Source organism: Paracoccus sp. C2R09 (assembly GCF_018860625.1).
Classification (GTDB): Bacteria; Pseudomonadota; Alphaproteobacteria; order Rhodobacterales; family Rhodobacteraceae; genus Paracoccus.
In genome coordinates, this window is sequence record NZ_JAHKQB010000027.1 from 265,031 (window position 1) to 288,735 (window position 23,705).

General features: G+C 67.1%; 23 protein-coding genes and 1 tRNA gene. 20 read left to right on the plus strand and 4 right to left on the minus strand.

What is annotated here, in order from left to right; translation table 11 throughout:
• Positions 1-7: 7 nt before the first annotated feature.
• On the minus strand, positions 8-679 hold the full coding sequence (locus tag KO490_RS11630) for a GntR family transcriptional regulator (protein ID WP_371822309.1): 672 nt from the start codon (positions 677-679) through the stop codon (positions 8-10).
• Positions 680-823: 144 nt separating this feature from the next.
• Between KO490_RS11630 and KO490_RS11635 the strand changes: the two genes are divergently transcribed.
• The 15 genes from KO490_RS11635 to xylB all read left to right on the plus strand — a co-directional run bounded on the left by KO490_RS11635 (position 824) and on the right by xylB (position 16,789).
• Positions 824-1,978: an LLM class flavin-dependent oxidoreductase gene (locus KO490_RS11635; RefSeq protein ID WP_216019568.1), complete on the plus strand. Its 1,155-nt coding sequence runs from the start codon at positions 824-826 to the stop codon at positions 1,976-1,978.
• Positions 1,979-1,980: 2 nt separating this feature from the next.
• The gene (locus KO490_RS11640; protein ID WP_216019569.1) at positions 1,981-2,871 is read left to right on the plus strand and encodes an aldo/keto reductase family oxidoreductase; all 891 of its coding nucleotides are present in this window, start codon (positions 1,981-1,983) and stop codon (positions 2,869-2,871) included.
• Complete coding sequence (locus tag KO490_RS11645; protein WP_216019570.1) at positions 2,868-3,371, plus strand: flavin reductase family protein; 504 nt, start codon at positions 2,868-2,870, stop codon at positions 3,369-3,371. Before KO490_RS11640 ends, KO490_RS11645 begins: the two co-directional genes overlap by 4 nt.
• Before the next feature lie 62 nt (positions 3,372-3,433).
• Complete coding sequence (locus KO490_RS11650) at positions 3,434-4,030, plus strand: TRAP transporter small permease (protein ID WP_216019571.1); 597 nt, start codon at positions 3,434-3,436, stop codon at positions 4,028-4,030.
• On the plus strand, positions 4,030-5,319 hold the full coding sequence (locus tag KO490_RS11655) for a TRAP transporter large permease (protein ID WP_216019572.1): 1,290 nt from the start codon (positions 4,030-4,032) through the stop codon (positions 5,317-5,319). Before KO490_RS11650 ends, KO490_RS11655 begins: the two co-directional genes overlap by 1 nt.
• A gap of 29 nt (positions 5,320-5,348) precedes the next feature.
• The gene (gene dctP / locus KO490_RS11660; protein WP_216019573.1) at positions 5,349-6,407 is read left to right on the plus strand and encodes a TRAP transporter substrate-binding protein DctP; all 1,059 of its coding nucleotides are present in this window, start codon (positions 5,349-5,351) and stop codon (positions 6,405-6,407) included.
• A gap of 97 nt (positions 6,408-6,504) precedes the next feature.
• Positions 6,505-7,506, plus strand: coding sequence for a YeiH family protein (locus KO490_RS11665; protein ID WP_216019574.1), 1,002 nt, complete (start codon positions 6,505-6,507; stop codon positions 7,504-7,506).
• 143 nt (positions 7,507-7,649) lie between these two features.
• Positions 7,650-8,966, plus strand: coding sequence for a sugar ABC transporter substrate-binding protein (locus KO490_RS11670; protein ID WP_216019575.1), 1,317 nt, complete (start codon positions 7,650-7,652; stop codon positions 8,964-8,966).
• 81 nt (positions 8,967-9,047) lie between these two features.
• Entirely contained in the window at positions 9,048-9,917 is an 870-nt protein-coding gene (locus tag KO490_RS11675) for a carbohydrate ABC transporter permease (RefSeq protein ID WP_216019576.1), read from the plus strand.
• Between the two features lie 10 nt (positions 9,918-9,927).
• Positions 9,928-10,752 (plus strand): carbohydrate ABC transporter permease, encoded by an 825-nt coding sequence (locus KO490_RS11680; protein ID WP_216019577.1) that lies wholly within the window; start codon positions 9,928-9,930, stop codon positions 10,750-10,752.
• Positions 10,753-10,764: 12 nt separating this feature from the next.
• Complete coding sequence (locus KO490_RS11685; RefSeq protein ID WP_216019578.1) at positions 10,765-11,763, plus strand: ABC transporter ATP-binding protein; 999 nt, start codon at positions 10,765-10,767, stop codon at positions 11,761-11,763.
• Positions 11,760-13,232: a mannitol dehydrogenase family protein gene (locus KO490_RS11690; RefSeq protein ID WP_216019579.1), complete on the plus strand. Its 1,473-nt coding sequence runs from the start codon at positions 11,760-11,762 to the stop codon at positions 13,230-13,232. The genes KO490_RS11685 and KO490_RS11690 overlap by 4 nt, the downstream gene beginning before the upstream one ends.
• A gap of 4 nt (positions 13,233-13,236) precedes the next feature.
• Positions 13,237-13,896, plus strand: coding sequence for an HAD family phosphatase (locus tag KO490_RS11695; protein ID WP_216019580.1), 660 nt, complete (start codon positions 13,237-13,239; stop codon positions 13,894-13,896).
• Between the two features lie 13 nt (positions 13,897-13,909).
• Complete coding sequence (locus tag KO490_RS11700; RefSeq protein ID WP_216019581.1) at positions 13,910-15,352, plus strand: FGGY-family carbohydrate kinase; 1,443 nt, start codon at positions 13,910-13,912, stop codon at positions 15,350-15,352.
• A gap of 3 nt (positions 15,353-15,355) precedes the next feature.
• Positions 15,356-16,789 carry a xylulokinase gene (gene xylB / locus KO490_RS11705; protein ID WP_216019582.1) on the plus strand — a complete coding sequence of 478 codons (1,434 nt, stop codon included), beginning with the start codon at positions 15,356-15,358 and terminating at the stop codon, positions 16,787-16,789.
• On the opposite strand, the gene KO490_RS11710 is transcribed toward xylB, so the two are convergent.
• On the minus strand, positions 16,768-17,715 hold the full coding sequence (locus KO490_RS11710; RefSeq protein WP_216019583.1) for a sugar-binding transcriptional regulator: 948 nt from the start codon (positions 17,713-17,715) through the stop codon (positions 16,768-16,770). The genes xylB and KO490_RS11710 overlap by 22 nt on opposite strands.
• A gap of 123 nt (positions 17,716-17,838) precedes the next feature.
• Positions 17,839-17,915: transfer RNA gene (locus KO490_RS11715), tRNA-Ile, on the minus strand.
• A 109-nt stretch (positions 17,916-18,024) separates the two neighbouring features.
• On the opposite strand from KO490_RS11715, the gene purM reads away from it, so the two are divergent.
• Complete coding sequence (purM, locus tag KO490_RS11720) at positions 18,025-19,065, plus strand: phosphoribosylformylglycinamidine cyclo-ligase (RefSeq protein WP_216019584.1); 1,041 nt, start codon at positions 18,025-18,027, stop codon at positions 19,063-19,065.
• Complete coding sequence (purN, locus tag KO490_RS11725) at positions 19,062-19,649, plus strand: phosphoribosylglycinamide formyltransferase (protein WP_216019585.1); 588 nt, start codon at positions 19,062-19,064, stop codon at positions 19,647-19,649. The genes purM and purN overlap by 4 nt, the downstream gene beginning before the upstream one ends.
• On the opposite strand, the gene KO490_RS11730 is transcribed toward purN, so the two are convergent.
• Positions 19,650-20,252 (minus strand): thiamine phosphate synthase, encoded by a 603-nt coding sequence (locus KO490_RS11730; RefSeq protein WP_216019586.1) that lies wholly within the window; start codon positions 20,250-20,252, stop codon positions 19,650-19,652.
• A 76-nt stretch (positions 20,253-20,328) separates the two neighbouring features.
• On the opposite strand from KO490_RS11730, the gene KO490_RS11735 reads away from it, so the two are divergent.
• Genes KO490_RS11735 through KO490_RS11745 form a run of 3 tightly spaced genes read left to right on the plus strand, consistent with a single transcriptional unit; the run spans position 20,329 to position 23,701 of the window.
• Positions 20,329-21,051 (plus strand): RNA methyltransferase, encoded by a 723-nt coding sequence (locus KO490_RS11735; protein ID WP_216019630.1) that lies wholly within the window; start codon positions 20,329-20,331, stop codon positions 21,049-21,051.
• 35 nt (positions 21,052-21,086) lie between these two features.
• Positions 21,087-22,232, plus strand: a complete 1,146-nt coding sequence (ctaA, locus tag KO490_RS11740) for a heme A synthase (protein WP_216019587.1) — start codon at positions 21,087-21,089, stop codon at positions 22,230-22,232.
• The gene (locus KO490_RS11745) at positions 22,229-23,701 is read left to right on the plus strand and encodes a carboxypeptidase M32 (protein WP_216019588.1); all 1,473 of its coding nucleotides are present in this window, start codon (positions 22,229-22,231) and stop codon (positions 23,699-23,701) included. Before ctaA ends, KO490_RS11745 begins: the two co-directional genes overlap by 4 nt.
• The last annotated feature ends 4 nt before the right edge of the window (positions 23,702-23,705 follow it).

A 23,705-nucleotide genomic window follows, 5' to 3' on the forward strand; every position in this document is an offset into this window, starting at 1 on the left:
CTCCTCCTCAGATGAGGCGCTGGACATACAGCGCCCTTTCGGTGTCGTACCAGGTGCGTGAAAACTCGACCGCGGTGGTCGTCTGACCCCAGGACAACCGCTCGACATAGGCGGTGACGGTGCCGGGGGTCAGCGTGAATTCGGGCGGGGTCCAGTCCGGCACCCGTCCGATTCCCACGCGGTCCTCTGCCCGCGTGATCCACAGCTTCAGCGACTTCTTGTAGGTCAGGTACAGGGAATCCTGCACCGCCTCTCGCTGGATGCGGCCCACGGCCCCGTCCAGCCAGATCTCCTCGACCGCGATCATGGTCCGGTCCAGAAAGCGCAGCCGCCTGAACCGGGTGCCGTGATCGGATGCGCCCCATTCGGGCTGATCCGCATCCTTGGGCATCCAGTCGACCGACAGGACCTGCGCCATGGGCAGCCCGCCGCCGCCCCGCGCATGTTCCAGCCGGAACATCGAATAGACCGATTCGACCCTTTCGCCCGCCCGGACGTAATTGCCCGACCCGTGCCGACGCTCGATCAGGCCCTGCTGTTCCAGCACCGTCAGCGCCTTGCGCAGCGTCCGGACCGTGGTGCCGTGGGCGCGGGCAAGTTCGCGTTCCGGCGGCAGTTTCTGCCCGTCCAGCAGGCGCCCGGCAGCAAGGTCGCGAATCATCAACTCGCTGATCTGCATGTAGATCGGCAAGGCGTCGCTGCGCTGCTGGCGGGTTTCCGGGGCGTCGGTCAAAATCTGGTCCATCGAATTGATGCACCATTGATCTACATCAAGGACATGGGTAACAAAAGAGGAATTCGAAGGCGACTCGGGAGGGAGTTCATGTCCGTCGTACCTGTCACATCCGCCGATCTGGAAGCGGTCGAGGTCGCGTGGTTCTCGGCGCTCTGCTCGGACGATTACCGGCATCTGGGCGTGCCCGAGAACGACCTGCGGTCGTCCTGGGCGCATTGCTCGGACATCGTGAAGACCGCCGAGGCCCAGGGCTTCGGCAACATCCTGTGCCCGTCATCCTACCAGGTGGGGCAGGACACGCTGAGCTTCGTTGCGGGCTGCGCGCCCATCACGAACGCCATCAACATGCTGGCGGCCGTCCGCTGCGGCGAGATGCAGCCCATCATGCTGGCCCGCACCATCGCGACGCTGGACCACATGCTGCAGGGTCGCCTGACGGTGAACATCATCAGCAGCGATTTCCCGGGCCAGAAGGAGCCGAGCCCCTTCCGCTATCAGCGCTCTCGCGAGGTGGTCGAGATCCTGAAGCAGGCATGGACCCAGGACACCATCACCTACAAGGGCGAGGTCTACGACTTCTCGGACGTGAACACCGATCCGGCGCGCCCCTATCAGACGAACGGCCCGATGCTGTATTTCGGCGGCTACAGCCCCGATGCGCTGGACCTGTGCGGCCAGCATTGCGACGTCTACCTGATGTGGCCCGAGAAGACCGAGGATATCGCGGACCGCATGAAGGCCGCCCATGCCGCGGCGGAAAAGCACGGCCGCACGCTGGATTACGGCTTCCGCGCCCATGTGATCGTCCGCGACACCGAGGCCGAGGCCAAGGAATACGCGCGCGAACTGGTCAGCAAGCTGGATGACGACCAGGGACGCCTGATCCGCGAACGCGCGCTGGACGCGGGCTCGCTCGGCGTCAGCCGCCAGGCCCGCAACCGGGAACTGGCCGATCTGGAAGGCTATATCGAACCGAACCTGTGGACCGGCGTGGGCCGGGCGCGTTCGGGCTGCGGTGCGGCCATCGTCGGATCGACCGACCAGGTGCTGACAAAGCTGGAGGAATTGCGCAGGATGGGCATCCGTGCCTTCATCCTGTCGGGATATCCGCATATCGACGAGGCAGAGCATTTCGGCAGCCGCGTGCTGCCGCAGATGAACACCTGCCAACTGAACCGCGTGTGGGGCCGCGTGCCCGACACCACACCCAATACCCCGCTCGGCGCGGGTGAAAGGCGCTGAACATGAAACGCGCGAAGCTGAACGACGACCTGGAACTGTCGCGACTGGTCTATGGCATGTGGCGGATCGGCGACGATGCCGATACCTCGACCAGGCATGTCCGGGCCAAGATCGAGGCCTGCCTTGCGCAGGGCATCACGACGATGGACCAGGCCGACATCTATGGCAATTACGGCGCCGAGGCGATCCTGGGCGCGGCGCTGCGCGAGGATCCGTCCCTGCGCGACAAGATCGAGATCGTGACGAAATGCGACATCGTCGCGCCGATCGGTCGCAACTCGGACGCAGCCTGCAAGCATTACGACACCTCGAAGGCCTATATCGACCGCGCGGTCGAGACCTCGCTGCGCGACATGGCGACCGACCGGGTCGACCTGCTGCTGATCCACCGCCCCGATCCGCTGATGGACCACCGCGAGACCGGCGCCGCGCTGGACGCGCTGGTCGCATCGGGCAAGGTCCGTGCCGTGGGCGTGTCGAACTTCCGCCCCTGGGATGTCGAGCTGCTGCAATCCGCGATGGAGACGAAGCTGGCCACGAACCAGATCGAGATCTCGCTTGCGGCGATCTCGCCCTTCACCGATGGCGATCTGGCCTTCCACCAGCGCCGCGACGATGCGGTCATGGCATGGTCGCCCCTGGGCGGCGGCAGCCTGATGACCGGCGACGGCCCCGTCGCGCAGGTGATGGACGCGATCGCGGCCGATCACGGCGTGGATCGTGCAGCGGTGGCCGTGGCCTTCCTGCTGCGCCACCCGGCGCGCATCCTGCCGGTGATGGGCACCAATTCGCTGAACCGCATTCTGCGCATCTCGGACGCGCTGAAGGTCGATCTGAGCCGCGTGGAGTGGTTCCGCCTCTACGAGGCCGCACTGGGTCGCGAGGTGGCATGACCCAAACGCATCGCAGCTTCGTTCCGACTGGCGATAACGGTCGCGACCTTCGCGACGCCTTCGGGCGTTTTGCGACGGGCGTGACCGTCGTCACGGCCTGCGGCGCCGAGGGCTGCGCCGCGATCACCGCCAACAGCTTCAGCTCGATCTCGATGGAGCCGCCGCTGGTCATGTGGTCGCCCGCGAAATCCAGCGCGCGCCACGACGATTTCGCGGGCGCCGAGCATTTCGCGATCCACGTCCTGGCCGCCGACCAGATCGATCTGGCCATGGCGATCGCCAAGGACCGCCGCGCCATGATCGATGCGGTCCTGGAGGCCAATGACGATGGCGTGCCCGTGCTGGACGACTGTCTGGCGCGTTTCGACTGCCGTCGCTATGCGTTGCACGAGGCGGGCGATCACACGATCGTCCTGGGCGAGGTCCTGCGGGCGACGATCCGCAGCGGCGCGCCGCTGGCCTTCTTCGGGGGCAAGGTCGCAAGGGTCATCGACGATTGACCCGCGCCCAGCCGTTGAGGAGCGGTCGGGCCTTGTGAAGTAAAATGGGAGGGGGATCTTACATGATCCGCATCGATGGCGTGATCCGGCCCTTGTCGTGGATCAACGAGCGCGTGCTGAAGGCCGGCCGCGCCGTGGGCATCACCGCGGTCGCGGTGATGGTGGCCGTCACCATCCTGCAGGTCTTCTGCCGATACGTGCTGGGCAGCGCCCTTGCATGGCCGGACGAGGCCGCGCGTTTCTGCATGCTGTGGATGACCGGGCTGATGGCGCCCACCGCGATGCGTCGCGGGGGCTTCGTGGCCATCGACATCCTGCCCACCATGCTGCCCGCCGTGCTGGCGCGGGTGCTGAACCTGTGCCTGCTGCTGGTGTCGCTGGTCGTGCTGGTCGTGGCACTTCAGATCGGCTGGAAAGAGATGACGGGCCTCGGCGGTCGCTTCGCCTCCGCCTCGCTCTATCTGCCGCTCAGCCTCGATTTCAGCGAATGGTATCGCATTCCGCGGTCCTGGATGATGGCATCGCTGCCCGTGGGGCTGGTGCTGCTGATCTCGGTCGCGGTCGAGCTTATCCTGCGCAACATCGCCGCCCTGATGGGGCATGACGTTTCGCTTCTTCCAGATTCCGACGCCGAGACCGGCATCCAGGGGGTCGATTGATGCTTGTCTGGTTTCTTCCGCTTTTCCTTCTGTTCCTGCTGATCGGCCTGCCGGTCTTCTTCGGCATGCTTGCCGCGCCCGGTCTTCTGCTGTGGATGAACGGGCAGGAACGTGATCTGACGCTGCTCTATCGCAACCTCTATAACGGGATGGACAGCTTTCCGCTGATGGCGATCCCCTTCTTCATGCTGGCGGGCGAGCTGATGAACCGCGGCGGGATCACCACGCGGCTGGTCGAATTCGCCCAGGCGCTGATGGGGCATTTCCGCGGCGGGCTTGCGCATGTGAACATCCTGTCCTCGATGCTGTTCGCGGGCCTGTCGGGGTCGGCGGTGGCCGATACATCGGCGCTCGGGTCGATGCTGATCCCCGCGATGGAGAAGCAGGGCTATACCCGCCGCTTTGCCGCGGCGATCACGGCCGCAAGCTCGGTCATCGGTCCGATCATTCCGCCTTCGGGCATCATGATCATCTATGCCTATGTCATGGGCGAAAGCGTGGCGGCGCTGTTCCTGGCAGGCATCGTGCCGGGGGCCCTGGTGGGCCTGGGCCTGATGCTGGTCGTCAAGCTGATGGCCGACAAGTACGATTTCCCCGTCGCATCCAAGCGCTACAGCTGGGGCGAACGCGGGCAGGCGAGCCTCAAGGCCTTCTTCCCGCTGATGACGCCGGTGATCATTCTGGGCGGCATCCTTCTGGGCGTCTTCACCCCGACCGAGGCCGCAGCCGTTGCCGCCGTCTATGCGATGTTCATCAGCATCTTCGTGCTGCGGACCATGGGCGTGAAGGAACTGCCCGACGTGCTGGGCCGTGCGGGCCTGACCTCGGCGGTGGTGCTGCTGCTGGTGGGGGCGGCGATGTCGTTCAAGACGGTCGTGTCGCTGTCCCATACGCCGCAGATGATGGCCGAGTTCATCCTGACGCTGACCGACAATCCGCTGATGCTACTGTTCCTGATCAACCTGCTGCTGTTCATCGTGGGCATGTTCCTCGATGCCGGGCCGGCGATCATCATCCTGGCGCCGATCCTGGGCCCGGTCTTCACCGGCATGGGGGTGGACAGCGTGCATTTCGCCATCATCATGTGCGTCAACCTGACCGTGGGGCTGGCGACACCGCCAATGGGGCTGGTGCTGTTCGTCGCCTCGGCCGTGTCGGGCGAGAGGGTGACCACGATCTCTCGTGCGATCCTGCCGTTCCTTGCCGTTGAAATTCTGGTCATTTTCCTGATCACATATTTCCCGGCAATCTCGATGACGATCCCGCGTCTGACGGGATTCGCAAACTGAACGACCAGAGCCTGACAGGGAGGAAACTCATGCCTGGAACCAAGAAGCTGACCCTTGCCGCCACGCTGGCCATGACGGCATTCGCAATGCCCGCCATGGCCGCCGACTATACGATCCGCGCCGTCGCCAACTCGAACGAATCCGACGAGGATTACGACGGCCTGCAGGTCTTCAAGTCCTATGTCGAGGCCGCCTCGAACGGCGCGATCGAGGTCGAGATCTACATGGGCACCCAGCTCTGCTCGAACGGGGCCGAATGCCTGCAGGGCGTGGCCGACGGCTCGATCGACGTCTACATCTCGACCTCGGACGGTGCATCGGGGCTGTTCCCCTATGTGCAGGTGCTGGATCTGCCCTACATCATGGCCGATGACCGCGTGGCCGAACGCGTGCTGACGGGCGATTTCCCGCGCCAGCTGCGCGACATGGCGCTGGAGGATTCGGGCGACACGCTGCGCCTGATGACGATCGGCAACACCGGCGGATGGCGCAACTTCGCCAATACCGAACGCACGATAGAGACCCCCGAGGATATCGCGGGCCTGAAGATGCGCACGGTGGTGTCGGACCTGCCGCAGGAACTGGTGCGTGCGCTCGGCGCGTCGCCCACGCCGATCCCGTGGCCCGAGCTGTTCACCTCGTTGCAGACCAACGTGGTCGAAGGGACCGCGAACGGGATCACCGACATCATGTCGATGAAGTTCCCCGAGGCGGGCCTGAAATACCTGACGCTGGACGGTCACGCCTATATGGGCGCCATGTGGTGGATGTCGAACCAGAAGTTCCAGGAGATGCCCGAGGAGATGCGGACCATCGTCGTGGACGGCTTCTCGCATCTGCAGCAGGCGACGTTCGAATCTCCCAAGCGCAAGTCCATTGCGGCCTACGAGGCCTTCGCGGCCTCGGGCGGCGAGGTCTATGTGCCGACGCCCGAGCAGAAGGCCGCCTTCAAGGAGGCCGCGCAGCCCGTCTACGAGTGGTTCACCGGCAACGTGGATGGCGGCGAGGAGATCCTGGCCAGCTTCCGCGCCGCGGTCGAGGAGGCCGAGCAGGAGCTGACCGAGGAACGCGCCCGCGACATCCAGTAAGGATCGCGACCGGAAGGGGGCCCGCGCGGCCCCCTTTCACCGACAAGGAGGTCCGGCCCGCGGGGCAGGGGCCCTGCCTTCACGAGGGACAGCACAGATGATCGCAGATTTCACCGCGCGAGCCCGTCCGCTCGTGCCCGGCCTCGGGCTGGCCGTCATCCTGGCGATGGCCGCGCAATTCCTGTCGGACCATTACGGCGCCCCGGTCATGCTGATGGCGATCCTGCTGGGCATGCCCTTCCATTTCCTGACCGAGGATACCCGCACGAAGCTGGGCATCGATTTTGCGGCCAGGGCGCTGCTGCGCACGGGCGTGGCGCTGCTGGGCCTGCGCGTGTCGCTCGACATGGTGCGCGATATCGGGTGGGGCTTCGTCGCGCTGATCGCGGTCTCGATCGCGGCGGTGATCCTGATCTCGGTCGCGCTGGTGCCCCGCCTTGGCCGCGACCGCGCCTTCGGGCTGCTGACGGGCGGATCGGTCGCGATCTGCGGCGCGTCGGCGGCCATGGCCATCGCGTCCGTCCTACCGCCGCGCGACACTGCCGAACGCGACCTGTCATTCACCGTGATCACCGTCACCGCGCTGTCGACGCTGGCGATGATCGTCTATCCGATCCTGGCGGGCGCCATCGGTCTGAACGAGGAACTGACGGGTCTGTTCCTGGGCGCCACCATCCATGACGTGGCGCAGGTGGTCGGGGCCGGATATTCCGTATCGGACGAGACCGGCGACATCGCCACGGTCGTCAAGCTGATCCGCGTCACCATGCTGGCACCGGTCGTGCTGATCGCGGCGCTGGCCCTGCGTCGGGCGAACCCGCAATCCACGGGCAGGCGTCCGCCGCTGCTGCCGGCCTTCGTGCTGGGCTTTCTTGTTCTTGCCGCGCTGAATTCCGCGCATGTGGTGCCGGCGCCGGTCACGGATGTCGCATCGTCGCTGTCGCGGGCGCTGCTGGTGGCGGCCGTGGCCGCGGTCGGCATGAAGACCTCGCTTGCGCGACTGGCCGATGTGGGGGCCTCGGCCATCATGCTTCTGGTTCTGCAGACGGCGGGGCTTGCGGTCCTGATCCTGTCGGCGCTGGCCCTGGGGATCGCGTAAGCGACAGAAAAATCTGCCGCCTTAACAAGGGCTCCGCCGCTTTCGCGTGCGGGGCCCTTCGCATTTCTTGACAAGCGATCCCGAGTATGTGAGCATTTGCCCATCGGTTTAGCAAAAGCAATGCCGACACAGGGAGGACTCAAATGACCGGAAAGACCTTGCGCGTCCTGATGGGCGCCAGCGCCATGACTGCGCTTGCCGCACCCGTTATGGCCGAGACGCTGACCATCGCGACCGTGAACAACGGCGACATGATCCGCATGCAGCAGATGACCGCGCCCTTCACCGAGGCGAACCCGGATATCGAACTGGAATGGGTCACGCTGGAGGAGAACATCCTGCGCGAGCGCGTCACGACCGACATCGCCACCAATGGCGGGCAGTATGACGTGCTGACCATCGGCACCTACGAGGTTCCGATCTGGGCGAAGCAGAACTGGCTTGCCCCGCTGGAGATGCCCGAGGAATACGACGTTGACGACCTGCTGCCCGCCGTGCGCGAGGCGCTGTCGGTCGACGGCACGCTCTATGCCGCGCCGTTCTATGGCGAAAGCGCGATGGTGATGTATCGCACCGACCTGGTGGAAGCCGCCGGCGTCGAGATGCCCGAGAGCCCGACCTGGGCCGACATCCGGGCCGCCGCCGAGGCGATGACCGACAAAGACGCCGAGATCTATGGCATCTGCCTGCGCGGCAAGCCGGGCTGGGGCGAGAACATGGCCATGCTGACGGCCATGGCCAACAGCTATGGCGCGCGCTGGTTCGACACCGACTGGCAGCCCCAGTTCGACAGCGAGGAATGGAAGGCCGCGCTGACCGACTATCTGGACCTGATGAACAATTACGGTCCTCCGGGCGCGTCTTCGAACGGCTTCAACGAGAACCTGTCGCTGTTCCAGCAGGGCAAGTGCGGCATGTGGATCGATGCCACCGTCGCCGCGGGCTTCGTGACCGACCCCGACGATTCGACCGTTGCCGACAGCGTGGGCTTCGCGCAGTTCCCGAACAAGGAAGGCGTGGACAACCACGGCAACTGGCTCTGGGCATGGTCGCTGGCGATCCCGGCATCCAGCCAGCAGCCCGAGGCCGCGCAGAAGTTCGTCGCCTGGGCGACCAGCAAGGACTATACCGCCTCGATCGCCGAGGCACAGGGCTGGCGCGCGGCACCTCCGGGCACGCGCACCTCGCTCTATGAGAACGCCGAGTACCAGGAAGCGGCACCCTTCGCCGAGATGACCCTGAAATCGATGAATGCTGCAAACACGCAGAAATCCTCGGTCCAGGACATCCCCTATACCGGTGGCCAGTTCGTCGCGATCCCCGAATTCCAGGGCATCGGCACGGCGGTCGGGCAGACCTTCTCGGCGGCGCTGGCAGGCCAGATGTCGGCGGATGACGCACTGAACGCGGCGCAGTCCAACGTGACCCGCGAAATGACGCGCGCAGGCTATATCAAGTAAGCTTGCGCGACGCCGCGCCGCCCCCTCTCCTCCGGGGGCGGCGCGATACGACCATTCGCCTGAACCCGAAGGACCCTCGCCATGGCTACCCGCCAGACCCAGAGCCTTGCGCGGCTGATGCGCGCCCCGGCCATCATCCTGCTTCTGATCTGGATGCTCGTGCCGCTGGCGATGACGCTGTATTACTCTTTCCTCAACTACAACCTGCTGAACCCCGCCGGCACCAGCTGGGCCGGCTGGTTCAACTACAGCTACTTCTATACCGATCCCGCCTTCTTCGACGCGGTCAGGAACACCCTGGTCCTCGTGCTGGGCGTGCTGACGATCACCGTGGTGCTGGGAACGGCCATCGCGATGCTGATCGACAAGCCGATCTTCGGGCAGGGGATCGTCCGCATCCTGATCATCTCGCCCTTCTTCGTGATGCCGCCCGTGGCCGCGTTGATCTGGAAGAACATGATCATGCATCCCAGCTACGGCGTCTTCGCGGATCTTGCCAAGTTCTTCGGGCAGGCGCCGATCGACTGGTTCGCGCAATATCCGCTGACCTCGATCATCATCATCGTGGCCTGGCAGTGGCTGCCCTTCGCGACGCTGATCCTGCTGACCGCGCTGCAGTCGCTGGACGGCGAACAGATGGAAGCGGCCGAGATGGACGGCGCAGGCCCCGTGTCGCGCTTCATCCACCTGACGCTGCCGCACCTGTCGCGTGCCATGACGGTGGTCATCCTGATCCAGACGATCTTCCTTCTGGGCATCTATGCCGAGATCCTGGTGACGACGAATGGCGGTCCGGGCAATGCCTCGACGAACCTGACCTACCTGATCTATCGCGCGGCCCGTCTGAACTTCGACATCGGTGGCGCAGCCGCCGGGGGCATCATCGCCGTCATCCTTGCCAATTTCGTCGCGATCTTCCTGATGCGCGCCGTCGGCCGCAACCTGGACTGAGGAGCATCCCATGGCACGCGCAGTCAAGACACGCACCCGGATCGCCTATACCGTCGCTGCATGGGTGGTCGCCCTGATCATCTTCTTCCCGATCCTGTATACCGTGATCACCAGCTTCAAGACCGAGCAGGAGGCCATCGCCGGCTTCGACCTGATCCCGTCGCTGACGCTGGAAAGCTATCGCGAGGTGCAGACGCAGAACGACTATATCCGGCCCTTCATCAACTCGGTCATCCTGGCGATCGGCTCGACCATCCTCGCGCTGATCGTGGCCATCCCGGCCGCCTGGGCCATGGCGTTCTCGCCCACCAAGCGGACCAAGGACATCCTGATGTGGATGCTGTCCACCAAGATGATGCCCGCGGTCGCCGTGCTGGTCCCGATCTACCTGATCTTCCTGCGCACGGGGCTGATGGATACCCGCACCGGCCTGGTCATCATCCTGATGCTGATGAACCTGCCGATCGTGATCTGGATGCTCTACACCTACTTCCGCGAGATCCCGGGCGAGATCCTGGAGGCCGCGCGGATGGACGGGGCGAACCTGCGCGACGAGATCGTGCACGTCCTGACGCCGATGGCCATTCCGGGCATCGCGTCCACCCTGCTGCTGAACGTGATCCTGGCCTGGAACGAGGCGTTCTGGACCATTCAGCTGACCACCACGAATGCTGCGCCGCTTTCGGCCTTCATCGCATCCTTCTCCAGTCCTCAGGGTCTGTTCTGGGCCAAGCTTTCCGCCGCCTCGACCATGGCCATCGCGCCGATCCTGATCATGGGCTGGTTCAGCCAGAAACAACTTGTCCGCGGCCTGACCTTCGGCGCGGTGAAATAAGGGGGAAACCTGATGGGCAGCATTACCCTTCGCAATGTCCGCAAGGCATTCGGCGATATCGAAGTCATCCCGGGCGTGGACCTGGACATCCAGGACGGCGAGTTCGTCGTCTTCGTCGGCCCCTCGGGCTGCGGCAAGTCCACGCTTCTGCGCCTGATCGCGGGGCTCGAGGATGTCAGCGGCGGTCAGATCATGATCGACGGGCAGGACGTCACCGAACACGCCCCGGCGCGTCGCGGCCTTGCCATGGTGTTCCAGAGCTACGCGCTCTATCCGCACATGTCGGTGCGCAAGAACATCACCTTCCCGCTGAAGATGTCGCGGATGGACCAGGATGAACAGAACCGGCGCGTCGAACATGCGGCGAAGATCCTGAACCTCACCGACTATCTGGACCGCAAGCCGGGTCAGCTGTCGGGTGGCCAGCGTCAGCGCGTGGCCATCGGCCGTGCCATCGTCCGCGAACCTTCGGCCTTCCTTTTCGACGAACCGCTGTCGAACCTGGATGCGGCGCTGCGCGTCGGCATGCGGGTCGAGATCAGCGAGCTGCACAAGAAGCTGGCGACCACGATGATCTACGTGACGCACGACCAGGTCGAGGCCATGACCATGGCCGACAAGATCGTCGTGCTGCGCGCGGGCCGGGTCGAGCAGGTCGGCAGCCCGCTGGAGCTGTATCGCAGCCCCGCCAACCGGTTCGTCGCGGGCTTCATCGGCAGCCCGAACATGAACTTCCTGGAAGGCAAGGCCGCGGCCGGCCATGGCGCCCATGCCATCGGCGTGCGTCCCGAACATTTCCGCATGTCGCTGACCGAAGGGGCCTTCGCGGGCACCGTCGGCGTGGCCGAGCATCTGGGTTCCGATACCTTCCTCCATGTCGATCTGGATGACGGGACCCATATCATCGCACGTGCCGAGGGCGAATTCGCCGCGCGGCACGGCGACCGAGTCTGGCTGACCCCCGAGGAAGGCCGCATCTACCGCTTCGACGCCGAAGGGCTGGCAATATGAACGACCCGATCCGACTTTGCGACGCGAACTTGTCGCAGATCAACGCGGCAGTGCCGCAATACGACCGCAGCGAACTGACAGGTGGCATCCTGCATTTCGGCCTGGGGAACTTTCACCGTGCGCATCAGGCGGTCTATCTGGACCAGCTGATGAACACGGGCGAGGGGCATGACTTCGCCATCGTCGGTGCGGGCGTCATGCCCACCGATGCCCGCATGCGCGAAGTGCTTCTGGCACAGGATTGCCTGTTCACCGTCGTCGAACAGACGGCCGACACCGCCGAGGCGCGCGTCATCGGCGCGATGACCGACCACCTGCCGGCCGCCGACGCGCAGGCCATCATCGCCAAGCTGGCCGATCCGGCCATCCGCATCGCCAGCCTGACCATCACCGAGGGCGGTTACTTCATCGATGCCAATACCGGGCATTTCGATGTGACCCACCCGGCCATCGTGCATGACGGCAACAACCCCGATGTGCCGCGCACGGTCTTCGGGATGCTGGTGGCGGGCCTTGCCGCACGCCGCCGCGACGGGCGTCAGCCCTTCACCGTGATGTGCTGCGACAACATTCCCCATAACGGCGTCGTCACCCGCGAGGCCGTGATCGAGACCGCGCGCCTGTCGGACCCCGAACTGGCCGAATGGATCGCCGCCAACGTGGCCTTCCCGAACGGCATGGTGGACCGCATCACCCCCGCGACCAGCGACCGCGAACGGGCGATGATCCGCAGCGAATTCGGCATCGCGGACGAAACCCCCGTCTTCGCCGAGGATTTCATCCAGTGGGTGCTCGAGGACAACTTCCCCGCCGGTCGCCCCGCGCTGGAGAAGGTGGGCGTGCAGTTCGTGCCCGACGTCACCCCCTACGAGATGATGAAGATCCGCATCCTGAACGGCGGCCATGCGATCCTGGCCTATGCGGCGGGGCTTCTGGACATCCAGTATGTCCACGAGGCGATGCAGGAGCCGCTGGTGTCCGACTTCCTGGAAAAGGTCGAGACCTCCGAGGTGATCCCGGTCGTGCCGCCGGTGCCCGAAACCGATCTGTCGGCCTATTTCGCCAAGGTCAAGGAACGCTGCGCGAACCCCAAGATCGCCGACACGGTGCGCAGGCTGTGCCTCGACGGGTCGAACCGTCAGCCGAAATTCATCATCCCGACGATCCGCGACCGGCTGGCCCGGGATCTGCCGGTGGACGGCCTGGCGCTGGAATGCGCGCTGTGGTGCCGCTACTGCGCGGGAACCACGGATGGCGGTGCGGTCATCGCGCCCAACGATCCGTCCTGGGACCGCCTGACCCGCGTAGCCCAGGAGGCCCGTCACGATCCTGCGCAATGGCTGGCCATGGCCGATATCTACGGCGATACCGGCACCGATCCGCGCCTGATCGAGCCCTTCGCGAAATGGCTGGGGATGCTGTGGGAACAGGGGGCCGAGGCGACGCTGCGGACCTATATCGAAGGGTGATCTCGTGACCGATGCCGTGATCTTCGACTGCGACGGGGTGCTTGTGGACAGCGAGCCCCTTGCGGTCGAGGAGATCGTGACGATGATGGAACGGCTCGGCCTGCCCATCGACGCGTCGCGCATCTACGACAGCTTCCTCGGGCAGAGCTTCCAGAAGATCCTGGATGCCGCGTTCGAGGAGCACGGCGTCGATCTGACGCCGCATGTTGCACGGTTCCAGGACGATCTTGCCTGCCGGTTCCGGCGCGACCTGCAGCCGGTGCCGGGCATTGCCGATGCGATCGGGGGGCTGAACCTGCCGATCGCGGTCGCCTCGTCCAGCGCGCCCGACAGGTTGCGCCTGTCGCTGAGCGTGACGGGGCTGAAGCCGCTTTTCGGCGATCACGTCTATTCCGCGGTGCAGGTGCGCAACGGCAAGCCCGCGCCCGACCTGTTCCTGATGGCCGCGCAGCGGCTGGGCGTCGCGCCGGGCGATTGCACCGTCCTCGAAGACAGTCCGGCGGGTGTCCGGGCGGCCCATGCGGCCGGGATGCGCGTCATCGGCTTCCTTGGTGGCAGCCATGCCGCGCCCGCGCGTCTTGCCACGCGTCTTGCGGACGAAAAACCCCATGCAATGATTGAAAGCGCGGCGGAATTGCCCGACACTCTGGCCCGGCTGGGCTGAGGGGGACCGTTCCATGCTGATCGCTGCCGTCGATGTCGGATCGGCCCGCGCCCGCGCGGGGCTGTTCACCCCCGACGGGCATCTGGTCGCAAGGGCAAGCCGCGGGTTCGAGACCTATCGCAGCCCCGGCGGGCAGGCCGATTTCGTCTTCTCGGAGATCTGGAACGCCGTGGCCGAGGCCCTGTCCGAGGCGCGCCGCATGGCGGGCGCCAGCCCTGCCGATCTGGGTGCGCTGGCCTTCGATGCAACCTGTTCGCTGGTGATCGAGGCCGAGGGACTGGAGCCCGACGTCATCGCCTGGCACGATCACCGTGCCGTCGCCGAGGCGGCCGAGATGTCGGCGCTGGACCACCCGGTCGTGGCCCGCGCGGGCGGGCGCGTCTCGCCCGAGATGCAGACGCCCAAGCTGATGTGGCTGCGCCGCCACCGCCCCGACATCTGGAACGCCATGACGGGCATCCGCGATCTGTGCGACCACCTTGCCTGGCGGGCGACGGGGGGCACGGCGCGGTCGCTCTGTGCGGCGGCGTCCAAGTGGCCCTATCTGCCGGAACGCGGCTGGGCGGTCGATCTTATGGACATGCTGGGGCTTGGCGCGCTGTCGCTGCCGGGGCAGGTGCTGCCCCCCGGCACGGCGATCGGGCCGCTATCGGCGCGCGGCGCGGCAGAACTGGGGCTGGATCGCAGCTGCGTGGTGGCGGTCGGGCTGATCGACGCGTTCTCGGGGGCTCTCGGGGCGGCGCCGGACATGCCCGCGCTGATCGCGGGGACTTCGAATTGCGTGATGGCGCCGGGGGTGGCGCAGGCGCCCGCGTTGTGGGGGCCCTATCCGGGGGCGATCCTGCCCGAGGAATCCGTGACCGAGGGCGGGCAATCCGCGACCGGCGCGACGCTGGAACAGATCCGCAGGCTCTATCCCGGCCCCGAGACGCACGAGACGATCCTGGCGCGCATCGCGGCCCATCCCGAACCCGAACCGGGGCTGCATGTGCTGCCCGACCTCAAGGGCAATCGCGCGCCCTTCGCCGATCCGTCCATGCGGGGCGTGATCCACGGGATGGCCACGGGGGCGGACGGGCTGGACGCGCTCTATTGGCGGACGGCGGTGGGAATTGCCCTGGGGACGCGGCAGGTGATCGGGCATATGGGCATCGCCCCGGGCCGGATCGCGATGGCCGGGGGGCAGGCGCGGTCCGCGCTGCTGCGGCAGCTCTATGCCGATGTCACGGGGGCCGATATCCATTGGCAGCCCGAGGATGCGGTCCTGCGCGGCACGGCCATCGCCGCCGCCGCGCCGCATCTGGGCGGCATCCGCGCCGCCCGCACAAGGTTTCACCGCGAGGTGCAGGTCACCCGTCCGGCCCGGGCGGCGCAGGCGCTTCGCGAACGCGACTGGCGCATCTTCCTGCGGATGCAGGAACACCGCGCCGAGATCATGGAAATGTCGAGGGAGTAGCGCATGTATCTTGGGATCGATCTGGGGACCTCGGGGGTCAAGGCGCTGCTGATGGATGCGGATCAGCGGGTCGTCGGATCGGCGACCATGCCGCTTGGCGTCCGGCGGCCCCATCCCGGCTGGTCCGAACAGGATCCTGCCGACTGGATCGCGGCGGCGCAGGGCGCGATCGCGCAGTTGGCGCGCGATCACGGGCTGGCGGGGTTGCGCGGGATCGGCCTGTCGGGGCAGATGCATGGCGCGGTCACGCTGGATGCCCAGGACCGCGTGCTGCGTCCTGCAATCCTGTGGAACGACACCCGCGCGCACCTCGAGGCGGCGCAGCTGGATGCGATGCCGGTCATGCGGCACCTGTCGGGAAACATCGTCTTTCCGGGCTTTACCGCCCCCAAGCTGGTCTGGATGGCGCGGCACGAACCCGACCTGCACGATCGCGTGGCCAGTGTGCTGCTGCCCAAGGATTACCTGCGGCTGTGGCTGACCGGCGGCCATGTGTCCGAGATGTCCGACGCCTCGGGGACCAGCTGGCTGGATGTCGGGCGGCGCGACTGGTCGGACGACCTGCTGGCGGCCTCGGGGATGCGGCGCGACCAGATGCCCGCGCTGGTCGAGGGGTCCGCGCCGTCGGGAATGCTGCGCGACGCGCTGGCCCGCGAATGGGGCGTCGACGGTCCCGTGACGGTCGCGGGCGGTGCGGGCGACAATGCCGCGACGGCGATCGGGGCGGGCACGGTGGGGGCGGGGCAGGGCTTCGTCAGCCTGGGCACTTCGGGGGTGCTGTTCGCGGCCACCGACCGGTTCCTGCCCGCGCCGGAAACGGCGGTGCACGCCTTCTGCCACGCGGCACCGGGCATGTGGCACCATATGGGCGTCATCCTGCAGGCGGCGGCGGCGCTGGAATGGCTGTCGGGTGTCACGGGCATCAGACCGGCCGAGCTGACGCGCGATCTGGGCCCTCAGGCGGCCCCGGGCCCCGAGATCTTCCTGCCCTATCTGTCGGGCGAACGGACGCCGCATAACGATGCGCAGGTGCGCGGGCTTCTGGCGGGTCTGGGGGCATCGTCCGGGCCGCAGGCGCTGACGCGCGCGGTGCTGGACGGGGTGGCCTTCGCGCTGGCCGACAACCTGCATGCGCTGCGGCAGGCCGGGGCAGGGCCCGATGCGCTGCTGGCGCTTGGCGGCGGGGCGCGGTCCGACTATTGGCTGCGCAGCATCGCCAATGCGCTGGACCTGCCGGTGCTGCTGCCTGAAGGGGGCGATTACGGTGCCGCATTCGGCGCCGCGCGGCTGGGTCTGATGGCCGATACCGGTGCCGGCCCCGAGATCTGCCTGCCGCCCGCCATCGCCGCCGAGATCGCGCCGGACCCGGCCCTCGTCCCGGCCTATGCCGAGGGGCTGGCCCGGTTCCGCGCGCTTTATCCCGCTGCGCGGTCCTGATCCAGCAGCGCCGCGCCCGTATCGGCGTCGGTCACCAGCCCGTTGATCAGCCCGCCCCGCAGGGCGGCGCGGATCGCGGGCAGCTTGGCGCGCCCATGCGCCGCGCCGATCACCAGGGTGCTGTCGCGCGGGGGTATCGGAGCCGAGGCCACGCGGTCGTTCGACAGCCCCTCGATCAGGCGACCCTGGGCGTCATAGGCCCAGCCCAGGATCTCGCCCAGGGCGCCCGCTTCGCGCAGCCGTGCCAGATCGCTTTCATCCACGAAACCGTCGGCCAGAAGGGCTGCGGCGTCGTCCATCCGCCCGACACCCACGAAGGCCACCTCGGCCTCGGATGACATCTCGATCACGCGGGTGATGCCCTGCTGGGCCAGCAGCGCCGCGCGCGTGTCGCCTTCGGGCAGCACCACCGACACCGGCAGCGGGAAGCTGCGCGCCGTCACCAGGTCCGAGAGCGAGAACAGGACGTTGTAGGCCGCGGTCGATCCGTCGGTCGCGATGTTGCCCGTCAGCGACACGATGCGATGCTGGGGGCAATCGATATGGGGCAGCCGTGCGATGGCCGCGCGCAATGTCCGGCCGGTCCCCACCGCAAGGGTCAGTGGCTTGGTGCGGCGCAGCCATTGTTCCATCACCGCCGCCAGCTGGTGCGACACGCCGTCCGCAGGCGCGTCCGCGGGCGCGATCTCGCAGAAGGACAGGTTCCAGCGTGCGCACAGATCGCTTGCGATCTGCATGCAGTCGGCAAAGGGGTGATCGATGCGGATCTTGACCAGCCCTTCGGACATGGCCTGCGCGACAAGACGCTGCGCGCTCTGGCGCGAGACGCCCATGCGGGCCGCGATCTCGTCCTGGGTCAGGCCGCCGACATGGGCCAGCCAGGCCGCGCGGGCCGCCTGTTCCAGCTTGCGTTGCTGATCTGCCATGTCGCCCCCTTCGGATGCCGGATGGGAAGGGATTAGGCCGCGGTGGCGGGGCTGTAAAGTCCATGGGCCACCGATCGCACCGCTGCGATGCGGCACGCCAAGGGCGCGGATCTGGAAACCCGATGGTAGGCCCGGAGGGACTCGAACCCCCAACCAAGGCGTTATGAGCGCCCTGCTCTGACCAATTGAGCTACAGGCCCATCAGGTGGCAACGGGTTAATGCGACTGATCAGGGCGGTCAAGCGCCCTCGGGCGTTGCTTGGCGGGCGGGCATCGGCTATCGGGGGCCAAATTCAGCCGGGGGCCGCCATGAGTGACAAAGGGATCAGCTATCGCGATGCAGGGGTCGATATCGACGCCGGGAACGCGTTGGTCGAACGTATCAAGCCTGCCGCAGCGGCAACGAAGCGGTCGGGCGTGATGGACGCCCTGGGCGGCTTCGGCGCGCTGTTCGATCCGAAGGCCGCGGGATTCGACGATCCGGTGCTGGTCGCCGCGACCGACGGCGTGGGCACGAAGCTGCGCATCGCCATCGACACGGGCCATCTGGACGGCATCGGGCAGGACCTGGTCGCCATGTGCGTGAACGACCTCGTGTGCCAGGGCGCCGAGCCGCTGTTCTTCCTCGACTACTTCGCGACGGGCAAGCTGTCGGTGGACGAGGGCGCGCGCGTCGTCGAAGGCATCGCGCGGGGCTGCAAGGCCGCCGGTTGCGCCCTGATCGGCGGCGAGACCGCCGAGATGCCGGGCATGTATCACGACGGCGATTTCGACCTGGCGGGCTTTGCCGTGGGCGCGATGCAGCGCGGGACCGCGCTGCCTGCGGGCGTCGTTGCGGGCGATGTGCTGCTGGGCCTGGCGTCGGACGGGGTGCATTCCAACGGTTATTCGCTGGTGCGCAAGGTCGCGGACCGCGCGGGTCTGGGCTGGGCTGATGCCGCGCCCTTTGCCGACACCACCCTGGGCGAGGCGCTGCTGGTGCCGACGCGCCTGTATGTGAAGCCCGTCCTGGCCGCGATCCGCGCGGGCGGCGTGCATGCGCTGGCCCATATCACCGGCGGCGGCCTGACCGAGAACCTGCCCCGCGTGCTGCCCAAGGATCTGGGCGCGGATATCGACCTGTCCAGCTGGTCGCTGCCGCCCGTCTTCGGCTGGCTGGCCCAGGCCGGCAATATCGAGCAGTCCGAGATGCTCAAGACCTTCAACAGCGGCCTGGGCATGGTCATCGCGGTCGGGGCGGATCGGGCCGATGCGCTGACCGAGCTGCTGCAGGCCGAGGGCGAGACCGTCGCCCGCATCGGCACCGTCACCGAGGGTGCGGGCATCCGCTATTCGGGCGCGCTTGCGTGATCCGCGTTGCGATCCTGATTTCGGGCGGGGGGTCGAACATGCTCCGCCTGGTCGAGGACATGACGGGCGACCATCCGGCGCGGCCGGTCCTCGTCGCCTCGAATGATCCGGCGGCGGGCGGGCTTGCCCGTGCGGCTGGGCTTGGCGTGCCGACCGCGGCGGTCGATCACCGCGATTTCCGCGGCGACCGCGAGGGTTTCGAGGATGCGCTGCTGCGGCCGATCATGGCGGCATCGCCCGATGTGATCTGCCTTGCGGGCTTCATGCGCATCCTGACCCCGGATTTCGTGCAGCGCTTCGACGGGCGGATGCTGAACATCCACCCGTCGCTGCTGCCGAAATATCCGGGGCTGAACACCCATGCCCGCGCGATCGAGGCCGGGGATGCGCAGGCGGGCTGCACCGTCCACGAGGTGATCCCCGAACTGGATGCGGGCCCGATCCTGGGTCAGGCGAACGTGCCGATCATGCCGGGCGACGATGCCGCCGCGCTGGCCGCGCGCGTCCTGGTGCAGGAGCACCGCCTCTATCCGGCGGTGCTGCGGCGTTTCGTGACGGGCGATCGCACGCCCGTCCTCATGTGATCAGACCCACAGCTTGGACAGGGCGGCCGCCGGGTCGTCCTGGGTCCAGATCTCGGCCCCGATGGCGATGAAATCCGACACCGGCGACAGCTGCGACAGCAGCTCGCTGGTGATCGCACCCTCGGCCACGACCGGAACCTCGATCATCTCGGACCACCACTGGAACAGGTCCAGCGTCGCCGGTTCGCCGCGATACAGCGCCGATTCGCCCACCGGGCCGAAACTGACGTAATCCGCGCCGTTCTCGGCGGCGGTCATGCCCTCGTGGCGCGACGATTCGCAGAAGCAGCCGACGATGGCATCGGCGCCCAGCTCCTTGCGGGCAAAGCGGATCGCGCGGGCGCCGTCGGTCAGATGCACGCCGTCCAGCCCGTGGCGCTGCGCCAGCTTGACGTGATCGTCGATCACGACGGCCACGTCGCGGGCATGGGCGATTTCACGGGCAAGATCGGCCAGGCGGCCCAGCTCGTCCTCTTCGGCGCCGCCGCGGATGCGCAGGCAGGCGGGGGCGAAGCGGTCCATCACCTCGGTCAGCAGGGGGCCGAGCGCGGATGCCTGTGCTCCGGCCGGCGTCATCAGGTACAGTTGCGGGGCATCGGTCATGCTGCATCTCCTTTCTGTCGCATCTAGCGCAGCTTGCCCGCCGCCGCCAGACGCACTAGATGCCTGAGCCATGCAAATGGATCGAAATCCCGTCATCATCCTCGTTCGCCCGCAGATGGGCGAGAATATCGGCGCGGCTGCGCGTGCGATGCTGAACTTCGGCCTGACCGAGATGCGGCTGGTCGAGCCGCGCGACGGCTGGCCAAACCCCAAGGCCGTCGCGATGGCCTCGGGGGCTGCGGGCAAGGTGCTGGACCGTGCCAAGGTCTATGCGACGCTGGCCGAGGCGATGGAGGGCATCGAATACGCCTATGCCACCACCGCGCGTGGCCGCGAGCTGACCAAGCCCGTCTTCACGCCCGAAACCGCGATGGCCGACACCCGGTCCCGCGAAGGGCGCAGCGCCATCATCTTCGGGCCGGAACGCACGGGCCTGGAAAACGACGACATCGCGCGCGCCAATGCCATCGTCACGGTGCCGGTGAACCCGGAATTCCCGTCGCTGAACCTGGCGCAGGCGGTCCTGCTGATGGGGTACGAATACGGGCGCGACATCCTGCCGCCCGAACCGAACCCCCATGGCCGCCGCGAGGACAGCGAGACCCCCGCCGATCGCGTCGAGATCGAGCGCCTGGGCGACCATTACGAGGAGAAGCTGGAGGCCGCGGGCTTCTTCTTCCCCGAAACCAAGGCCGCGTCGATGCGGCTGAACATGCGCAACATGTGGTCGCGGCTGGCGTTGACCCGCGGCGACATCCGCGTGCTGCACGGCGTGCTGCGGCAGTTGACCCGCAAGTAAGCCCCACATAACCTCCGCGCCAAAAGGAGCAAGCGATGGCCAAGCGCCCTGTCTTCCAGGAAGTCTCGGACCCGCAGGCCGGCCGGCCCGCCCAGACCAAAGGCATGATCGATGCCCGCCCGCGCGGCGCGCGCCGCGCGATCCGGGCCTGGCTGGCGGTGCTGTTCGTGATGGTCCTTGCCATGATCGTCGTGGGGGGCGCCACGCGCCTGACCGACAGCGGGTTGTCCATCACCGAATGGAAGCCCGTCACCGGCGCGCTGCCGCCCATGAACGCGGCCGACTGGGATGCCGAATTCGCGCTGTATCAGCAGATCCCGCAATACCAGGAACTGAACCGGGGCATGACCCTGTCCGAGTTCAAGCAGATCTACTGGTGGGAATGGGGGCATCGCCTGCTGGGCCGCGCGGTGGGCCTTGTCTGGGCATTGGGCCTGCTGTTCTTCGCCGCGACCCGGCGCGTGCCGACCGGATGGATGCCGCGGCTTCTGTCGATCGGCGTGCTGGGCGGGCTGCAGGGCGCGATCGGCTGGTGGATGGTCAGTTCCGGCCTGGTCGAGGGGATGACCAGCGTCGCCTCCTACAGGCTGGCCACGCATCTGGGCATCGCCTTCCTGATCCTGGGCCTGATCACCTGGTACGTCCTGCAGCTGTCGCGATCCGAGGCCGATCTGATGCGCGCCCGCCGCGCGGGCGAGGCCAAGCTGTTCGGCATGTCCACGGGCCTTCTGCACCTGACCGCATTGCAGATCCTGCTGGGTGCGCTGGTCGCGGGGATCGACGCGGGGCGCACCTATACCGGCTGGCCCACCATGGGCGGCGAATGGATCCCCGACGCGATCTGGGATGCGACCCTCGGCTGGCGCAACTTCTTCGAGAACCCGGCCCTGGTGCAGTTCATCCACCGCATGACCGGATACCTTGTCGCGATCTTCGCGGTCGTGGTGTGGCTGCGCGCACGCCGTTCGCCCCATCCGGTGACACGCGGCGCATTCACGGTCATGATTGCCGCCATGGCGGTCCAGATCGGGCTGGGTATCATGAACGTCGTCCATGCATCGCCCCTCGGGCTGGCGCTGGCGCATCAGTTCGGCGCCGTCGTCCTGTTCGCCATGATCCTGCGGGCGCGTCACCATGCCCGCTATCCCATCGAAACCTCGATCCGAGGAGTCCGGAAATGAGCGCACTCGACGACCTGCTGACCTTCCAGCGTCAGACCGAAGCCCTGTCCTCGGTGGCCGAGCGGCTGGGCTGGGACCAGGAAACGGTCATGCCCCGCGGTGCCGCCGAACAGCGCGCCGAGGAGATGTCCGCGATGGAGGAGGTGCTGCACGAACGCCGCACCGATCCGCGCCTGGGCGAATGGCTGGAGGCCGCCGAGCCCCAGACCGAGGGCGACCGCCGCGCGGTCGAGCTGATCGCCCGCGATTTCGCCCGCACCAGCCGCGTCCCCGCGCGCCTTGCCTCCGAGCTTGCGCGGCTGACATCGCTGGCTCAGGGGATCTGGGCCGAGGCCCGCGCGAACGAGGCCCCCGAGGATTTCCTGCCGACGCTGGATCAGGTCCTGATGCTGAAGCGCGAGGAAGCCGCCGCGCTGGCCGATGGCGGCGATCTGTACGACGCGCTGCTGGACGATTACGAACCGGGAATGACCGGAGCGCGCATCGCGTCGCTGTTCGATGCGATGCGGCCGCGTCTGGTCGCGTTGCGCGACGACGTGCTGGGGGCGGAAAACCAGCCGCAGGCACTGTCGGGACATTTCCCGCAGGAAACGCAGCTGCGTCTGGCCCGGTCCTGCGCCACGGCCTTCGGCTATGACTGGACGCGGGGCCGGATCGACCTTGCGGTCCATCCCTTCAGCTCGGGGCGCTGGCAGGACAGCCGCATCACGACCCGCGTGGTGGAGACGGACCCGTTCAACTGCATCTACTCGACCATCCACGAGGTCGGTCATTCCAGCTACGAGCTGGGCATCGACGAGGATTACGCCTTCACCCCCCTCGGGCGGGGCGTGTCGATGGGCGTGCACGAGAGCCAGAGCCGCATCTACGAGAACCAGCTGGGCCGGGGGCGCGCCTTCACCGCATGGCTGTTCGACCGCATGTCCCATGCCTTCGACGGGCTGAACATCAAGGATGCGGATGCGTTCTATGCCACGGTGAACCGCGTCACGCCCGGCTATATCCGGACCGAGGCCGACGAGGTGCAGTACAACCTGCATGTCATGCTGCGCTTCGATCTGGAACGCGACCTGATCTCGGGGCGGCTGGACACGCGCGATCTGACCGAGGCATGGAATGCCCGCGTCCTCAAGGATTTCGGGGTGGCGGTCGATCGCCCCTCGAACGGGATCCTGCAGGATGTCCATTGGTCGGTGGGGCTGTTCGGGTATTTCCCGACCTATGCGCTTGGCAACGTCTATGCGGGCTGCCTGAACGGCGCGCTGCGCAATCCGGTGCCGGATCTGGATGCGGCCCTGGCCGAAGGCGATGCGACCCCCGCGACGGAATGGCTGCGCGAGAACGTGCAGCGCCACGGGGGGCTGATGCCGCCCGCCGAGGTGATCGAGCAGGCGTCGGGCGCATCCGTGTCGCCCGAGCCGCTGCTGGATTACCTCGAGGCCAAGTTCGGCCAGATCTACGGGCTGTAGGCCC